The organism is Streptomyces sp. E-08, assembly GCF_049913095.1.
Classification (GTDB): domain Bacteria; phylum Actinomycetota; class Actinomycetes; order Streptomycetales; family Streptomycetaceae; genus Streptomyces.
The window spans coordinates 3,100,156-3,114,363 of the sequence record NZ_CP183971.1 but is presented as its reverse complement, the minus strand read 5'-3'; the positions used below and the strand labels follow the sequence as shown (position 1 = coordinate 3,114,363).

General features: G+C 72.0%; 12 protein-coding genes. 9 read left to right on the top strand and 3 right to left on the bottom strand.

Translation table 11 applies throughout. The annotated features are described in order from the left end of the window. Window positions 1-29: 29 nt before the first annotated feature. Entirely contained in the window at window positions 30-749 is a 720-nt protein-coding gene (locus tag ACN9MM_RS14175) for a DNA-binding response regulator (RefSeq protein WP_426363958.1), read from the bottom strand. Window positions 750-964: 215 nt separating this feature from the next. Here ACN9MM_RS14175 and ACN9MM_RS14170 point away from each other — a divergent pair, with 215 nt between their 5' ends. From ACN9MM_RS14170 to ACN9MM_RS14155, 4 genes are all read left to right on the top strand, one after another. Further along, window positions 965-2,572 carry a YfbK domain-containing protein gene (locus tag ACN9MM_RS14170; protein WP_426363957.1) on the top strand — a complete coding sequence of 536 codons (1,608 nt, stop codon included), beginning with the start codon at window positions 965-967 and terminating at the stop codon, window positions 2,570-2,572. A 33-nt stretch (window positions 2,573-2,605) separates the two neighbouring features. After that, window positions 2,606-3,088, top strand: coding sequence for a DUF1772 domain-containing protein (locus tag ACN9MM_RS14165; protein ID WP_426363956.1), 483 nt, complete (start codon window positions 2,606-2,608; stop codon window positions 3,086-3,088). Window positions 3,089-3,395: 307 nt separating this feature from the next. Then, window positions 3,396-4,337 (top strand): AfsR/SARP family transcriptional regulator, encoded by a 942-nt coding sequence (locus ACN9MM_RS14160; RefSeq protein ID WP_426363955.1) that lies wholly within the window; start codon window positions 3,396-3,398, stop codon window positions 4,335-4,337. 166 nt (window positions 4,338-4,503) lie between these two features. Further along, the gene (locus ACN9MM_RS14155; protein ID WP_426363954.1) at window positions 4,504-6,519 is read left to right on the top strand and encodes a helix-turn-helix domain-containing protein; all 2,016 of its coding nucleotides are present in this window, start codon (window positions 4,504-4,506) and stop codon (window positions 6,517-6,519) included. A 30-nt stretch (window positions 6,520-6,549) separates the two neighbouring features. Here the strand turns inward: ACN9MM_RS14155 and ACN9MM_RS14150 are convergent, their stop codons facing one another. After that, window positions 6,550-7,755, bottom strand: coding sequence for an IS701 family transposase (locus ACN9MM_RS14150; RefSeq protein ID WP_426368739.1), 1,206 nt, complete (start codon window positions 7,753-7,755; stop codon window positions 6,550-6,552). 477 nt (window positions 7,756-8,232) lie between these two features. Here ACN9MM_RS14150 and crcB (ACN9MM_RS14145) point away from each other — a divergent pair, with 477 nt between their 5' ends. Continuing rightward, complete coding sequence (crcB, locus tag ACN9MM_RS14145; protein WP_426363953.1) at window positions 8,233-8,649, top strand: fluoride efflux transporter CrcB; 417 nt, start codon at window positions 8,233-8,235, stop codon at window positions 8,647-8,649. Further along, window positions 8,646-9,002: a fluoride efflux transporter CrcB gene (gene crcB / locus ACN9MM_RS14140; protein WP_426363952.1), complete on the top strand. Its 357-nt coding sequence runs from the start codon at window positions 8,646-8,648 to the stop codon at window positions 9,000-9,002. The genes crcB (ACN9MM_RS14145) and crcB (ACN9MM_RS14140) overlap by 4 nt, the downstream gene beginning before the upstream one ends. Window positions 9,003-9,011: 9 nt before the next feature. Here the strand turns inward: crcB (ACN9MM_RS14140) and pucL are convergent, their stop codons facing one another. Next, on the bottom strand, window positions 9,012-9,929 hold the full coding sequence (gene pucL, locus ACN9MM_RS14135; RefSeq protein ID WP_426363951.1) for a factor-independent urate hydroxylase: 918 nt from the start codon (window positions 9,927-9,929) through the stop codon (window positions 9,012-9,014). Between the two features lie 415 nt (window positions 9,930-10,344). Between pucL and kdpF the strand changes: the two genes are divergently transcribed. From kdpF to kdpB, 3 genes are read left to right on the top strand one after another with little or no spacing between them, the layout of a single operon-like run. Then, the gene (gene kdpF / locus ACN9MM_RS14130) at window positions 10,345-10,434 is read left to right on the top strand and encodes a K(+)-transporting ATPase subunit F (RefSeq protein ID WP_033204243.1); all 90 of its coding nucleotides are present in this window, start codon (window positions 10,345-10,347) and stop codon (window positions 10,432-10,434) included. A gap of 7 nt (window positions 10,435-10,441) precedes the next feature. Further along, window positions 10,442-12,106 (top strand): potassium-transporting ATPase subunit KdpA, encoded by a 1,665-nt coding sequence (gene kdpA / locus ACN9MM_RS14125; RefSeq protein WP_426363950.1) that lies wholly within the window; start codon window positions 10,442-10,444, stop codon window positions 12,104-12,106. Beyond that, window positions 12,103-14,208 carry a potassium-transporting ATPase subunit KdpB gene (gene kdpB, locus ACN9MM_RS14120; RefSeq protein WP_426363949.1) on the top strand — a complete coding sequence of 702 codons (2,106 nt, stop codon included), beginning with the start codon at window positions 12,103-12,105 and terminating at the stop codon, window positions 14,206-14,208. Before kdpA ends, kdpB begins: the two co-directional genes overlap by 4 nt.

The window sequence follows — 14,208 nt, the reverse complement described above, 5'->3', positions numbered from 1 at the left end:
GGAGCGGGTCCTGCAACCAGGAGCAGGTCCTACAACCACCCCCTCCGAGCCGCTTCCGCGCCCGCGCGGAAGCGGCTCGTCGTGCCCAGGGCGGCCATCAGGTCGCCCACCCTGCGGCTGTACGTCCGCGCGGACATGCCGAGCCGGGCGGCCGCCGTCTCGTCCGTGACCCCCGACAGGAGGGCGTCGAGCACCGGGCGCAGCTGCGCCGGCAGATCGCGGGGCGGCGGCGGGGTCGGCTGCGCGTACGTCAGCTCCTCGGCCGCCGCCCAGCAGGCGTGATGGGCGCGGACGAGGGCCTGCACCACGACCGGGTCCCGGATCAGCAGCAGCCCGTTGTACAGCAGCTCCAGATCGAGCGGGATCGCGGCGACCGTCCGGTCGACGAGGATCATCTTGAACGGGATGGCCTCCGCGAGGCGGGCCCGGCCGGGGATCCGGAGCCCTCCCTCGAGCCGGGGCAGCGCATGCCGCGGGACGATCCGTCTGACCTCCTCGGCCCGCTCCACCGCGGCCCGCATGCACGCTCCCGCCAGCTCCAGGAACGGCTCGGGGATCGCGAAGCCCGCGGAGGCGACCGGGTCGTCGAAGGTCAGCAGCTCGTGCCGGGTGGAGGCGGCCAGCCCGGCGAGTGCGGCGCTGATGCGCCGCGCACCCCGGACCGGCCGTCCGGCGGGCCGCTGTCCCTCGGTCGCGGCCCGGTTCATCGCCGAACGGGCGAGCATCACGGAGCCCGCGCTCTCTGCCACCGCTGACCACCCCCGCGCGATCGATGTCCACTCCATGTACGCATGTGACTGCACACGGTGACAACCCCTGTTGAGAAGGATGGCGAATCCATGCCACCCCGCTTCACCCCTGTCGCCGTTGCCGCATCGAGATCCATCCGCAACTCCTTCGACGGCTCCCCGCGGGCCTCTCGTTCGTCACATTCACAAGTGCCCTACGAAGAGGGGGAGATGAGATGGAACGACACGACAGGCCGGCGGTCCGGCGCCGCGGAGCCCGGTTCCCGGCCGTGATCGCGGCGCTGCTCGCGGCCGGCCTCGCCGTCGGCGGCTGCGCGGGCGGCGGCACGGGCGGCGGCGTGAGCGGCTCGGACGAGAGCCGCGCCCGGGCGCCCAAGGGCGGCGCGGCCCCCGACGGCGGGCGCACCGGCACCGCCCCACCCCAGGAGGACGAGCGGCGTTCCGACGCGCCCGCCCCCGACTATCTGTCCACCTTCGCCCTCGACGTGGACACCGCCTCGTACGGCTACGCCCGCCGCACCCTCGCCGAGGGCCGGCTGCCCGATCCCGCGACCGTGCGCCCCGAGGAGTTCGTCAACAGCTTCCGCCCCGACTACCCCCGGCCGGAGGACAACGGATTCAGCGTGACCGTCGACGGAGCCCGCGCCGGCCGCGACGGCTGGTCCCTGGTCCGGGTCGGGCTCGCCACCCGGGGCGCGGAGCGGAACGCCGAACGCCCGCCCGCCGCCCTCACCTTCGTCGTCGACGTCTCCGGCTCGATGGACGAGCCGGGCCGGCTCGACCTGGTCAAGGAGTCCCTCGGGCTGCTCGCCGACCAGCTCCGCGACGACGACTCGGTCGCGCTCGTCACCTTCAGCGACGAGGCCAGGACCGAACTGCCCATGACCCGCGTCGGGGACGCCCGCGGGCGGATCCGCGAGGTCGTCGGCGCGCTCGCCACGCGCGCGTCGACCGATGTGGGGGCGGGTGTCCGCGCCGGGTACGACGTCGCCGTCGCCGGCCACCGGAAGGGCGCCACGAACCGGGTGGTGCTCCTCTCCGACGCGCTCGCCAACACCGGTGACACCGAGGCCGATCCGATCCTCGCGCGCATCGACGAGGAGCGCAGGGAGTACGGGATCACGCTCTTCGGCGTCGGGGTCGGCAGCGAGTACGGCGACGCGTTCATGGAGCGGCTCGCCGACAAGGGCGACGGGCAGACGACGTACGTCTCCACCCCGGCGCAGGCCCGGAAGGTGTTCGTCGACCAGCTGCCCGCCCAGGTGGAGCTGCGCGCCCGTGACGCCAAGGCGCAGGTCGCCTTCGACCGCGGGACCGTCGAGAGGTTCCGGCTCGTCGGGTACGAGAACCGGGCGGTCGCCGACGAGGACTTCCGGGACGACCGGGTGGACGGCGGTGAGGTCGGGGCCGGTCACACCGTCACCGCGCTCTACGCGGTCAAGACGCGTCCCGGGGCGGCCGGCCCGCTCGCCACCGCGACGGTCCGCTGGCTCGACCCGGCCACCCGGGCCCCGCACGAGCGCTCCGGCACGGTCGGGACGGCGGCACTGACCGGCGACATCTGGGGCGACGGTCACGACAGCCTCCAGCTGACGGCGATCGCCGCCTACTTCGCGGACGCCCTGCGCGGCGGCGACCTGCCGGGCGCGCCCGGCCTCGGCGCGCTCACGGAGCGGGCCGGGGCGATCGCCGACCGGTCGGGTTCCGCGGTGGTCCGCGAGCTGGCCGACGCGATCCGCAGGGCCTCCGGTCTGCTCGGCCCCCGGGAAGGTGAGAGTCCTTCCCGGGAGGGCGAGTTGAGGTCGGGTGATCCGTACAGCTGACGTCCGGGGCGGGTGGCGGGTCAGAATGGCCGCATGGCCACCCTGCTGCTCGCCCTCGCCGTCGGATGCACCGGGCTCTACGCCGGATTCATGCTGATCTTCCAGACCGGGATCATGCCCGCGCTCGCCCGCCTGACGGACCCGGAGTTCGTCACGGCGATGCGCCGGATCAACGAGTACGTGCCGAAGCCCGTGTTCCTCGTGGTCTTCCTCGGCGTCGTCGCCTTCCCCGCCGCCGCGTTCCTCGTCCCCGAGGACGGGCGCACGGACACGCAGAAGTGGCTGGTCCTCGCGGGGCTCGTCTGCGCGGTCCTCAACCACCTGGTGACCATCGGTGGGAACGTCCCGCTCAACAACGCCCTCGCGTCCTCGGAGCGGGCCCCGGCGGACGACCCGGCGGGCGGCGCCTCCGCGGTCCGGGCCGCCTTCGAGCAGCGCTGGAACGCGCTCCACCGCGTCCGCACGGCCCTGATCACCGTCGCGTTCGGGCTGCTCACCGCCGCCGCCGTGCTCTAGCGGGCGGGGGAACCGTACCGCGGTGCCGGTTTCTGGCGTGATCTCGCGGGTGTGGACCCCCTTCGCATCCGCATGGACCCTTCGAAAGCGTACCCCCGAGTCCGGAAACAGCTTGCGGCATACACAAGATCTCCGCCACTGACGGAAACACGACGCTCAGATTTACGGACAAACGGGGTGAATCACCACGATATCCGGGACCGTCATTCCGTACCCTCCGGTTTCTTATTGACATGCCTACGGGGGTCTTTTCTAATCATCGAGAGTCATCCCGCGCGCAGACACCGCACAGGCATGAGGGGGCAAGGTGGACGTCCGGATTCTGGGGGGACTGTCGGTACGTGAGAACGGGGTGTCGATCACTCCGACGGCGGCCGCACCCCGGCAGCTGCTCGCCCTGCTCACGGCCAGCGCCGACCAGGTCGTCCCCGTGACGGTCCTGACCGAGGAACTGTGGCCGTCCGGCGCGCCGCGCGGCGCCCGCGCCGAACTGCAGGCGCACATAGCCGAACTGCGGTCCCTCATCGCAGGCGCCCTGCGCGACACCGACCCGGCGGAGCCCCGGCCCGGCTGGTCGGACCGGCGCAGCGCCGACGCGATACTCGTCTCCCAGCCCGGCGGCTACCGGCTCGACACCGGCGGCGGCGTCAACGACGTCTGGCAGTTCGAGCGCGCGGCCGGCGCCGGCTACCGGGCCATGGAGGCCGGCGACCTGTCCCGGGCGGCGCTCCGCCTCGGCGAGGCACTCGCCCTGTGGCGCGGCGAACCCTACGCCGGCGTCGCCGCGGGACCCCGGCTCCGCAGGGAGATCGAGCGCCTCGAAACCTCCCGGCTCAGCGTCCTCGACCAGTGGATGGAGGCCCAGCTGGGCCTCGGCCGGCACGCCGAACTCGTCTCCGAACTCACCGGACTCGTCGCCCGCTACCGCACCAACGAGCCCCTCCACGCGCACCTCATGGTCGCCCTCCTCCGCTGCGGACAGCACGACGAGGCCCTCGTCGTGTACGAGCGGCTGCGCGTGCACCTCAAGGCCGAGAGCGCCATGGAACCCTCGGCGCGGCTCCGCCGCCTCCAGCGCTCGGTCCTGGCCGTACGGGACACGGCCGGCCGGCCCGTGTACGCTCCGCGGATCCCCGCCCAGCACATCCCCACCCAGCACGTCCCGGCGGCCTACGTCCCCGCCCAGTACGGCACGGCGCGGTACGGTCCGGCGCGCGAGCGGCTCGTCCCGGCGGGCTCCGTCGGCTGACCTCGGGCGGCCGTCCGGCGGCCGACCGGCGGGGTGACCGCCCGTCACGAGGGAATGAAGTGCGGCAACTCACCGTTGACCGACTCCCGAAGCCGAATTACTTTCGGCGAGCAGTACGGGTTTCCTCCGAGGTGCCCGATTTCGCTCGACTATGGGGGTTGGGGCCATGACGATGGACGGCGCGGACGGAGCCGGTGGTGCCGACGCGCTGCTCACGGTCCTCGAACTGCTCGCCCGGCAGGCACCGCACGGCCGCCTCGACGACCTCCTCGACGAGGCCCGCGCGAACGGACTGACCGGCGGGGAACTCCACCGCCTGGAGCGGGCCGTGGGACTCGCCCGCGAGGTCCACACCGGACGCGCGCGCGACGCCCGCCGCGAGGCCGCGCTCACCGCCCTCACCGACACCACCCGCGACCTCACGCTCTCCTACGACCTCGACAGCCTCCTGCGCGTCATCACCCGCCGCGCCCGCCGGATCCTCGGCCTCGACCTCGCCTACGTGACCCTGCGCGGCCCGCACGGCGCCTGCTACGTCCACACCACCGAGGGCTCCCGCGCCGCCACCGGCCCCGGCCCGCGCCTCACCCCCGGACTCCGGATCGCCGAGGGGTACGGACTCGGCGGCGCCGTCCAGCTCCACGGCGAACCCGTCTGGACCGCCGACTACCTCGCCGACGAGCGCTTCGCCCCCTCCGGCTCCCTCGACGCGGGCGTCCACGCCCCCGCCTTCGACGAGACCGCCGAGTCCGCCCTGCGCGCCGAGGGCCTCCACGCGATCGTGGCCGCGCCGCTGCGCAGCGGAGACACCGTCATCGGCGCCCTCTACGGCGCCGACCGGCGCGTCCGCCACCACACCTCCGAGGAGATCGCGCTCCTCTCGGGGCTCGCCGACCTCGCCGCCCTCGCCGTCGAGAAGGCCGGCCTCCTCGACCGCACCCGGGCCGAGGTCTCCGAACTGGAGCGGGACAGCTCCCGGGTGCGCACCAGCCTCACCCGGATGCGGCACGTCAGCGAGGCCCACGGCCGCATCATGAACCTCGTCCTCGCCGGCGGCGACCTGTGCAACGTGGCCAAGGCCGCCGCCGACGCCCTCGACGCGACCGTGCTGATCCGCGACCCCGGCGGCCGCCCCCTCGCCACCGCCGGAGACATCCCCGGCCTCGACGAGGAGGCCGTCGCCAAGGCCTCCCTCGACGCCCACGCCCGCCGCCGCCCGGTCCTCGCCGCCGACGACACCTGGGTCGCGCCCGTCATCGCGGGCTCCGAGGACCTCGGCGGCCTCGTCGTCCGCGCCGCCGGAAGCCTCACCGGCGAGGACGAACGCCTCCTCGAACTCGCCGCGCAGTCCGTCGCCTTCCTGCTCCTGATGCGCCGCTCCACCGCCGTCGCCGAAGGACCCGTCCGCGACGAACTCCTCGACGACCTCATCGCCGACCCGCCGCACGCCCCGCAGCAGATCGCCCAGCGCGCCCGCCGCCTCGGCGTCGACCTGGGCAGGCCCCATGTCCTCGTGCTCGCCCGGCCCGAGGGCGGCGAGCAGGGCCGCGCGGTCGTCTGGGCGTCCTCCTACGCGTACCGCCTCTCCGGCCTCAAGACCGTGCAGGGCGGCTGCATCGTGCTGCTGCTCCCCGGCATAGACGCCTCGGCCGCGGCCAAGGCCGTCGCCGCCGAGCTGTCCCCGCTGCTCGGACACCCCGTGTCCGTCGCCGCCGCCGGACCCGCCCAGAGCCCGGACGGCGTCGGACGGATCCACCAGGAGGCAGGGCGCTGCCTGGACGCGATGAGCGCGCTCGGCGGCACCGGCTCCGCCGCCTCCGCGCAGGACCTCGGTTTCCTGGGGCTGCTGCTCTCCGACGACAACGACGTCGACGGCTTCGTCGACGCCGCGATCGGGCCCGTACTGGACTACGACGCCGAGCGGTTCACCGACCTCACCCACACCCTGGAGGCGTACTTCGCCTCGGGCGGCAGCCCCACGAACGCGGCCGAGGCGCTCCACGTCCACCCCAACACGGTCTCCCGCCGCCTGGAACGGATCGGTGAACTCCTCGGCCCCGAATGGCAGAAGCCCGGCCAGGTCCTGGAGGTCCAGCTGGCGCTGCGCCTCCAGCGCACCCGGGAGGTCCTGGCCCGCGGACGCGCGACGGCGGGCCCCGCGGGACCCGCCGGACCGGCGTGACCCGCACGGCCCGCCGGACCCGCGTGGCCGTCAGCTCGCCGAACGGCCCGAGACGTAGCCCGTGTCGTACGCCGCGTCCCAGCCGCCGGCCATGACCGTCGCCGCGTGGGCCGCCGAGGCCAGCGTGATGTGACGGTGCCAGCCGCGGAACGAACGGCCCACGAAGTCCCGCAGGCCCGCCCCCTCGCCGACCTCGGCGAAGTCCCGCTCCACCCGGCGGCCGAGCTTCGTGATCCGCAGCAGCGAACCCACCGGAGAGCCCGTCAGATCGCTGACCCACACCCGGGCCGGCGCCCGGCGCGGGTCGTCCCACTCGCCGAGCAGCACCAGCGGACGCATCCGCTCCCCGCCCGGCGCGGGCAGCGCCACCCGCACGGCCGTCGCCAGCGAGGTCCGCGAGGTCCGCGCCCCCGCCACCGTGTCCACCCAGCTCACCGGCCTGCGCAGGCCCTTGAGCGACTCCAGGATCTGCACGGCGGACAGCGGACCCGCCCCGAAGCCCGGCAGCGAACGGTCGGCGATCGCGAGCCGCGAGCCCGGGTTGATCCGGGCCACCACGGGCACGCCCGCCCCGGCGAGCCGCGTCAGGGCCGCCCGTCCCGCGCCGCCCCGGATGTCGAGGAGCACCGGCTTGCGGGTGACGTCGGACCAGCGGGCGGTGTCGAGCGCCGCCGCGACCGCGCACTCCTCCAGGGTCTCCTCGCCGGCCTCCTGGGGAACCTCCGCGCGGTCGCGCCGCGTCCGGTCGTTCACCCAGGGGTCCGGCAGGAACAGCCGCCAGTTGACCGGCACGCTCAGCTCGTCGCTCGCGAACCACACACCGAAGGCCTGCTGCCCGTGGAAGACCTGCCCGCGCTCCGGGTCGAAACGCCGGTCCACGCCCACCGAGTGCTCCCCGGCCTTCGGGATCGGCATCGGACGCACCACCCAGGCCTGCGGGCAGCTGTTCCGCTCCAGGTACCGGGCGAGCGACGCCCGCATGGGCTGCCAGTCCCAGGTGGAGCTGGAGACGAAGTGGTGCAGGCTCTGCTCGGCCGCCGGCCCGCCGATCTGCGCGGCGATGTTCCGGATCGACTTGCGGCCGTGCGCCGTGAGCAGACCGTGCAGGTACTGCTCGGCCTTCAGGCGCTGGTCGCGCCGCGGGAAGCCGGAGAACAGCGCGGCACACAGCTCGGCGTAGACGTCCTCGCGCGAGTCGGCCGCGCCGCCGGAGGACCTGACGACGCCCAGGGGCACGGCCGGGGAGACGGTCCCGGTGGCGGCCCTGCGCTTTGTTGCGACGGATGTACTCACGACACTCCTGCCCGAAGGTTGAGCAGCTCCCTCCCGCTGCTGCACCAGCGTCGCCCGGACCCGCCCGCCGGGAGGAGGTGTACCCGGCACCCGAATCGGCCGCCGGATGGTGGCCCGGCCACCTCCCCTCGTGTCGCCGCAGGTCAGAGCCCTGCCACCGCCGTGCGGGAGGCCCGTCATGAACCCCCGACATGGCCTCCTGGAATACCCCGGCGGTGCCCCCGCCATACCCCGCGGGGGGATCTGACAGACTCGCCGGCCCCGCTTTGACCCGTCGCAGGGAGTGGCCGGACCATCGCAGAGCGAGGCTGCACGGGCCGGACCCCGGTTAATGCCCCAGGCCGGGGTCCGCGCCTGTGCGCCTCGCCTTGACCCCGCCACCGTCCCGGCGCCCCGCGGGCCTCTCGTAACCTGGGGCGCATGGGGCTGCGCAAGGAACTGCCGGTCGTCGCGGTGGTCGCCGCCGGCGGCTGCATCGGCGCGGTCGCGCGCTACGGCGCCTCGCTCGTCTGGCCGACCCCCGACGGCGCCTTCCCCTGGACGGTCCTCACGGTCAACGCGACCGGCTGCGCGGTGCTCGGCGTCCTCATGGTCCTCCTCACCGAGACCACGACCGCCCCGCACCCGCTGCTCCGGCCCTTCCTCGGCACCGGCTTCTGCGGCGGGTTCACCACCTTCTCGACGTACAGCCTCGACACCCAGCGCCTGTTGAGCGCGGGCGACCCGGCGCGGGGCCTGCTCTATCTGGGCGGCACGCTGCTCACCGCCCTCGCCGCCGTCGGGGCGGGCGTCACCGCGGCCCGGCTGCTCGTGCGGAGCCGGGGGAGGCACGCGTGAACTGGCTGCTCGTCGTGGTGGGGGCCGCCGTCGGCGCACCCCTGCGCTACCTCACCGACCGCGCCGTCCAGGCCCGCCACGGATCGGTCTTCCCGTGGGGCACCTTCCTCGTCAACGTCGTGGGCTCGTTCGTCCTCGGACTGCTGACCGGCGTCTCCTCGGCCCAGGCCCACCTGCTGCTCGGCACGGGCCTGTGCGGGGCGCTGACGACGTACTCCACCTTCTCGTACGAGACGTTCCGGCTGTACGAGAACGGGGCGAAGGGCTACGCGGCCCTGAACGTGACCGGGAGCCTGGCCGCCGGACTCGCGGCCGTATGGCTGGGAGTGGAGACGGCGGCCGGGCTCGCCTGACCCACCGGGTCAGGCGGTGATCCAGTCGCTGGTCGCGATCACCGGCTGGACGCCGTCACGGTGGATGGTGCCCTCGATCAGGCCGTACATCCGGTCGGCCGCGAAGTACACCTCGTTGTCGTTCTTCAGCCCGAACGGCTCCAGGTCCACCAGGAAGTGGTGCTTGTTCGGCAGGTTGAGCCGGACCTCGTTCACCGTGGAGACGTGGTCCAGGACCCGGTCCGCCATCGCGTGCAGCGTCTGCTGGAGCGAGTAGCTGTACGTCTCCGCGAACGCCTCCAGCATGTGACGCCGCACCTTCCCGTACGAGGCGTCCCAGTCGTGCCCCGCGTCCGCCGCCGCCGAGGCCGAGTTCGCCCAGCGGGCGGTCACCTTGGTCGCCAGGATGCGGTCGTACGCCTCCTGGAGCGTCGTGTACCCGTCCTTGATGAAGCCGTGGAACTCGGAGTCGGTCGAGTTCATGACGGTCAGCTCCTTCAGGCCCGACAGGACCTGGAGCCCGGTGTTCTCCGAGTACGTGATCTGCGCGGTGCGGACCTCCTGCCCCTTGCGCGCGAAGGAGTGCTGCTCCTTGCGCGAGGGCACCGAGATCCGCTCCCAGGCGTACTCCTCGATCCGGATCTGCGCCTCGTGGATCACGGCCTGGGAGGACACGAAGTGCCGGGCGAGGAGGATGCCGAAGGCCTCGGGGGACTCGACGCCGTGCTCCTTGGCGAAGGCGTAGACCGTGTTCTTGGTGGTGTCGGTCGGCAGGCAGTTGCCGTTGTCGCCGGTCAGATGGACCTGGCGGTACTCGCCGCGCAGCGCCACCGACACGTTCAGGTCGCGGATCTCGTGCCACGCGCCGTCGTTGCCCTTGCGGGTGACCGTGACGATGCGGTTCTCGGCCTTGCCGTACTGGTTCTGGGCGAGGACGTGCTTGCTCATGTGCTGCTCAGCTCCTGCGGGTACGTGGATACGGATATCCCGTACGCCCGGCGTCTAGCCCCCTCCGTCGTCCTGGAGGTGCGCTCCCCGCCGTCCGGCCCGTGAACGGCGGACCGCCCCGGGACTGACGAGCATCCCGGTCCGTAGGTGTCGGCTCGAAGATATGTCCGTTCCCGAGGACTGGCAATGGGGAGGGCATCGCGTAGAGAAGGCATCAAGACGGGCATTGGCGGCGTTAGGGGCACGTCAACGGCGGCGGCGAGGTGGCCGGAAGGCGGTTTCCTCATCTCGTCCGAGAATCCGTTCTTCCTTCTTCCTGCATCCGGGAGCTCACGATGGCCGACGTGGCCTTCGTCGTCACCACGATCGCGGTCTTCGCGCTGGTGGCCTTCATCGCCAAGGGGGTGGCCAGGCTGTGAGTGCCGAGAACATCGTCGGCCTGCTGGTCGCGGCCGCCCTGCTTGGATATCTCGTCCTCGCCCTCGTCAAGCCGGAGAGGTTCTGAGGTCCGGATGAGTCCCGTTCTCGCTGGAGTCCTCCAGCTTCTGGCGTTGATCGTCGCCCTGGGTCTGTCGTACCGGCCGCTGGGTGACCACATGGCGAGGGTGTACTCCTCGGAGAAGCACTACAAGCCGGAGAAGTGGATCTACAAGGCGATCGGCGCGAACCCGAACACGGAGATGCGCTGGCCGGCGTATCTGCGCGGGGTCCTCGCCTTCTCCGCCGTGAGTGTCCTCTTCCTCTACCTGCTGCAGCGGGTGCAGGGCTCCCTGCCGGGCTCGCTCGGCTTCGTGTCGATCGATCCCGACCAGGCCTTCAACACGGCCGCCTCCTTCGTGGCGAACACCAACTGGCAGTCGTACTACGGCGAGCAGGCCATGGGCCACGTCGTGCAGACCGGTGGTCTGGCCGTGCAGAACTTCGTGTCGGCGGCCGTGGGCATCGCGGTCGCGGTGGCCCTGGTGCGGGGCTTCGCCCGCTCCCGTACCGGTGAGCTGGGCAACTTCTGGGCCGACCTGGTCCGGGGCACGGTCCGCGTCCTGCTGCCGATCTCGGTGATCGGCGCGCTGGTGCTCGTCGCCTGCGGCGCGATCCAGAACTTCTCCGGGATCCACGAGGTGGGGCAGTTCGCGGGCGGTTCGCAGCAGTGGAACGGCGGTGCGGTGGCCTCGCAGGAGGTCATCAAGGAGCTGGGCACGAACGGTGGCGGCTACTTCAACGCCAATTCGTCCCACCCCTTCGAGAACCCCAACGGTCTGTCGAACCTCTTCGAGATCTACCTGATCCTGGTGATCCCGTTCGCGCTGACGCGGACGTTCGGGCGGATGGTCGGCTCGATCAGGCAGGGGTACGCGATCCTCGGCACGATGGCGGCCGTCTGGCTCGGGTTCACGGCGCTGATGATGTGGACGGAGTTCGCCCACCACGGCCCGGCGTTCGACCTGGCCGGCGGCGCGATGGAGGGCAAGGAGACCCGGTTCGGGATCGGCGGTTCGTCGATCTTCGCGGTGGCGACCACGCTCACCTCGACGGGCGCGGTGAACTCCTTCCACTCCTCGTACACCGGCTTCGGCGGCGGGATCACGATGCTGGGCATGCAGCTCGGGGAGATCGCGCCCGGCGGTGTGGGCTCCGGCCTCTACGGCATGCTGATCATGGCGGTCATCGCGGTGTTCATCGCCGGTCTGATGGTCGGCCGCACCCCGGAGTACCTGGGCAAGAAGATCGGCACCCGCGAGATCAAGTTCGCCGCCTGCTACATCCTGATCACCCCCGCCCTCGTGCTCTGCTTCACCGCCGTGGCGATGGCCCTGCCGACGCCGGCGGACTCCATGACCAACTCCGGCGCGCACGGCTTCTCCGAGATCCTCTACGCGTACACCTCGGGCGCGAACAACAACGGTTCGGCCTTCGCGGGCCTGAACGCGGACACGCAGTGGTTCAACACCACGATCGGCATCGTGATGTTCCTCGGCCGGTTCCTGCCGATGGTCTTCGTCCTCGCCCTCGCGGGTTCGCTCGCCGAGCAGACGCCGGTGCCGGAGACGGCGGGCACGCTCCGGACGGAGAAGCCGCTGTTCACGGGCCTGCTGGTCGGCACGATTCTGATCATCACCGGTCTCACCTACTTCCCGGCCCTCGCGCTTGGACCGCTCGCCGAAGGACTCGCAGCATGAGCACCCTCACTCCCACCCGGCCCCCGCAGTCGGGGGCGCCCGAAGGCCGACCGGCCGGGACCGGACGCGTCGGAGGCGGGCTGTTCGACCCGAAGCAGCTGGTCACGTCCTTCCCGGACGCGATCAGGAAGCTCGACCCGCGCGTGATGATCAAGTCACCGGTCATGTTCGTGGTGCTCGTCGGCTCGGTGGTCACCACCGTGCTGGCGGTCATGAACCCGGGGGACTGGTTCGGCTGGGCGATCACCGCCTGGCTGTGGCTGACCACCGTCTTCGCCAACCTCGCGGAGGCCGTCGCCGAGGGCCGGGGCAAGGCCCAGGCCGACACCCTGCGCAAGGCCAAGACCGACACCGTGGCGCGCCGGATCACCGGCACGAACGAGGAGCGCGTGCCCGGCACCGAGCTCCGCGTCGGGGACCTGGTGGTCTGCGAGGCCGGCGACGTCATCCCCGGCGACGGTGACGTCGTCGAGGGTGTCGCCTCGGTGGACGAGTCCGCGATCACCGGCGAGTCCGCCCCCGTGATCCGCGAGTCCGGCGGCGACCGGTGCGCGGTCACGGGCGGTACGAGGGTGCTCTCGGACCGGGTCGTCATCAAGATCACGACGAAGCCCGGCGAGACGTTCATCGACCGGATGATCAACCTGGTCGAGGGCGCGGCCCGGCAGAAGACGCCGAACGAGATCGCCCTCAACATCCTCCTGGCGTCCCTCACCATCGTCTTCCTGCTCGCCGTGGTGACGCTGAAGCCCTTCGCGATCTACGCCGGGGCCGACAGGCAGACGTCGATGATCGTCCTCACGGCGCTCCTGGTCTGCCTCATCCCCACCACCATCGGCGCGCTGCTCTCCGCGATCGGCATCGCCGGCATGGACCGGCTGGTGCAGCGCAACGTCCTCGCGATGTCCGGCCGCGCGGTCGAGGCCGCGGGTGACGTGTCGACGCTGCTGCTCGACAAGACGGGCACGATCACGCTCGGCAACCGGCAGGCCTCGGAGTTCGTCCCGGTCGCGGGTACGACGGCCGCCGAGCTCGCCGAGGCCGCCCAGCTCTCCTCGCTCGCCGACGAGACCCCCGAGGGCCGCTCCATCGTGGTCCTCGCCCAGGAGAAGTACGGGCTGCGCGAGCGTCACCAGGGCGAGCTGGCCCACGCCGAATGGATCGCCTTCACCGCCCAGACCCGCATGTCGGGCGTGGACGTGGGCGGGCGGAAGGTCCGCAAGGGGGCGACCGGTTCGGTCGTGGCGTGGGTGGAGGAACGCGGTGGCGAGGTCGCCAAGGATGCCCAGGACGTTACCGACGCCATCGCCCAGGCCGGCGGTACGCCGCTGCTCGTGGCCGTGGAGGACGAGAAGGGTGCCCGGGTCCTCGGTGTCATCCACCTGAAGGACGTCGTCAAGGAGGGCATGCGGGAGCGGTTCGACGAGCTGCGCCGCATGGGCATCAAGACGGTCATGATCACGGGTGACAACCCGCTGACCGCGAAGGCCATCGCCGAGGAGGCGGGTGTCGACGACTTCCTCGCCGAGGCCACGCCCGAGGACAAGATGGCCCTCATCAAGCGTGAGCAGGCCGGCGGGAAACTGGTCGCGATGACCGGCGACGGCACCAACGACGCCCCCGCCCTCGCGCAGGCCGACGTCGGCGTCGCGATGAACACGGGCACGTCGGCCGCGAAGGAGGCCGGCAACATGGTCGACCTCGACTCCGACCCGACCAAGCTCATCGAGATCGTCGAGATCGGCAAGCAACTCCTCATCACCCGAGGCGCGTTGACGACCTTCTCCATCGCCAACGACGTGGCGAAGTACTTCGCGATCATCCCCGCGATGTTCGCCGTCGCCTACCCGTCGCTCGACAGGCTCAACATCATGGGCCTCGCCTCGCCCGAGTCCGCGATCCTGTCCGCCGTCATCTTCAACGCGCTGATCATCGTCGCCCTGGTGCCGCTCGCCCTCAAGGGCGTGCGCTACCGGCCGTCGAGCGCCGACTCGATGCTGCGACGCAACCTCGGCGTCTACGGACTCGGCGGCCTGGTCGCCCCGTTCGTCGGCATCAAGATCATCGATCTGCTCCTCTCCCTCATCCCCGGAATCGGCTGA